Genomic DNA, 2596 nt, shown 5'->3' with positions numbered 1-2596 from the left:
TCGTGGGCGAACTCCCAGTCGCGCTGGTCGTGGCCGGGCACGGCCATGATCGCTCCGGTGCCGTATCCGGCCAGCACGTAGTCGGCGATGAAGACCGGCACCTGCTCGCCGTTGGCCGGGTTGGTCGCATAAGTGCCCAGGAACACACCGGTCTTGGCCTTGTTCTCCTGACGTTCCAGGTCGGACTTCGCGGCGATGGCCTGCCGGTAGGCGGCGACAGCCTGTGCGGGGCTGTCCGCATCGTATGTCCAGTGCGGATCCACCCCCGCCGGCCATTGCGGCGCTACCAGACGATCGACCTGTTCATGCTCGGGTGCCAGCACCAGATAGGTTGCGCCGAAAAGGGTGTCCGGCCGGGTGGTGAACACCTCCAGGTCCACCGTTTCGCCGTCGGTGGTCGGCGCCGCGAACAGCGCTGCCGCGCCGGTGGATCGGCCGATCCAGTTGCGCTGCATGGTCTTGACCTTGTCCGGCCAGTCCAGCACATCTAGGTCGTCGAGCAGCCGGTCGGAGTAGGCGGTGATCCGCATCATCCACTGCCGCAACCGCTTGCGGAAGACGGGGAAGTTCCCCCGGTCGCTGCGGCCGTCGGCGGTGACCTCTTCGTTGGCCAGCACGGTGCCCAGGCCCGGACACCAGTTGACCATCGAGTCGGAGCGATAGACCAGGCGGTGCGCGTCGATCACGTCGGCGCGCTCGCCCACCGACAACGCCGCCCAATTCCGGCCGTCTCCTAATTGGCGTGCACCGGAATCGAATTCGGCGATCAGATCGGCGATCGGACGGGCCTTGTCAGCGGCGGCGTCGAACCACGCGTTGTAGATCTGCAGGAAGATCCACTGCGTCCACTTGTAGAACTCGACGTCGGTCGTGGAAAAGCTGCGGCGATTGTCGTGGCCGAAGCCCAGCCGGCCCAGCTGACGCCGGAAGTTGACGATGTTGGCCTCGGTGCGTGTGCGCGGGTGCGTGCCGGTCTGCACCGCGTACTGCTCGGCGGGCAAACCGAACGCGTCGAAACCTAACGCGTGCAACACATTGCGACCCAGCATCCGGAAGTAGCGGGCGTAGACATCGGTGGCAATGTAGCCGAGTGGATGGCCGACGTGCAGGCCCTCGCCCGAGGGATACGGGAACATGTCCTGCACAAACATCTTGTCGTCGGGCACCGGTGTGCCGTCCGTCGGAGCCAGCGAACCGACCGGGTTGGGCACGTTGAAAGTCCCCAGCCGGGTCCAGTTGTCCTGCCAAGTGCGTTCGATGCGGCCGGCCAGGTCCGCGGTATAGCGAAACCGCGGCGCGTCGGCATCGGCCTGCTCGGCAGGGGCGGTTGGGGAGTCGGTCACGCCCAACAGGTTATAAGGGCGACGTCGAGCGACCCGCCGACCATCGACGGTCTCGGTTGGATTGCAGACCGGTCAGGGGTTTGTCCCAGGTGTGTTGCAGGTCGGTTCCAGCGCTGGAAGACGCCGCTTCCCGCTGGTTACAGTCGCTTTCTGCGACTTCGACAACCCCATGAAGACCCGCCGGACTATCAGGGAAGGACCGACCGTCATGAAGCAGACTGCCCGTAGCTGGCGAGTAACGGTCGCGGGTCTGGCCGTCGGCGCTGCCGGTGTCTTGGGCCTTGCCAGCCCCACCGCGTCTGCCGACCCAGTTTTCCCGCCCCGGCCCAACCCCGTTCCTGCCGCCCCGATGCCGCAAGCCGTCGCCGTCGTCCCCGGCGCCGTCGGCAACCCGATGCCGGGGACGGCCGCAACGGCGCCCGTGCCGATCTCTCCCGCGCTGGCCCCGGCGGCGCAGGGACTGCCGCCGGCCCCGCCGGTCGCCGCACCGCCGGTCGCCGCACCGCCGGAACTCACCCCGGCCGCCTCCGGCACGCTTCGGGAGTTCTTCGCGAGCAAGAACGTCAAGCTGGAGCCGCAACAGGCGAAAGATTTCAAGGCCCTCGACCTCACCCTGCCGATGCCGCAAGGCTGGACGCAGGTGCCCGACCCCAACGTCCCCGACGCGTTCGTCGTGACCGCCAATCGGCGCAGCAGCAGCCTGTACACCCCGAACGCCCAGCTCGTGGTCTACCGGCTGGTCGGCGACTTCGACCCGAAAGAAGCCATCACGCACGGCTACCTCGACAGCCAGCAACTGCCCGCCTGGCGCACCACCAATGCCTCGCTGGCCGACTTCAACGGCTCGCCGTCGTCGATCATCGAGGGCACCTACCGGCAGAACGAGATGACGCTCAACACCTCGCATCGCAACGTCATCGTCAGCTCCGGGCCCGACAAGTACCTGGTGTCGCTGGCGGTGACCACCGAAGCCGGCGGGACCGTCGCCGAGGCCCCGGCCACCGACGGCATCATCAACGGGTTCCGGGCCGGCGCGCCCGGATCCAGCGCACCCGCCGCCCCGCCACCGGCCGCGCCCGCGCCGCCTGCGGCGCCCGCGGCTCCACCTGCGCTGGTCGCTCCGCCTCAGGCACTGTCGCACTAGGGCGTCGCGCCGGGGCCGGAGCGGCCTCGTATTGTGGCCCCCATGCTGATCGCGGGAGTGCTGTGCGTGAGCGCGGCGGTGGTAATGGCCGTACTCGGACTGCGGTCGT

General features: G+C 68.3%; 2 protein-coding genes. One reads left to right on the top strand and one right to left on the bottom strand.

The window, feature by feature from the left end; genetic code table 11:
- A partial coding sequence (locus VN856_RS24910; RefSeq protein ID WP_325694309.1) for a class I tRNA ligase family protein occupies positions 1-1343 on the bottom strand: 1343 nt, incomplete at its 3' end.
- A gap of 208 nt (positions 1344-1551) precedes the next feature.
- Between VN856_RS24910 and VN856_RS24905 the strand changes: the two genes are divergently transcribed.
- Positions 1552-2487: an LpqN/LpqT family lipoprotein gene (locus VN856_RS24905; protein WP_325694308.1), complete on the top strand. Its 936-nt coding sequence runs from the start codon at positions 1552-1554 to the stop codon at positions 2485-2487.
- Positions 2488-2596 lie beyond the last annotated feature (109 nt).

Source organism: Mycobacterium sp., from assembly GCF_035603715.1.
Lineage (GTDB): Bacteria > Actinomycetota > Actinomycetes > Mycobacteriales > Mycobacteriaceae > Mycobacterium.
This window is presented reverse-complemented; position numbering and strand designations above follow the sequence as displayed.

Coding starts and splice junctions, on each gene's coding strand:
- VN856_RS24905 (WP_325694308.1), top strand. CDS start 1,552: ATGAAGCAGACTGCCCGTAGCTGGCGAGTAACGGTCGCGGGTCTGGCC.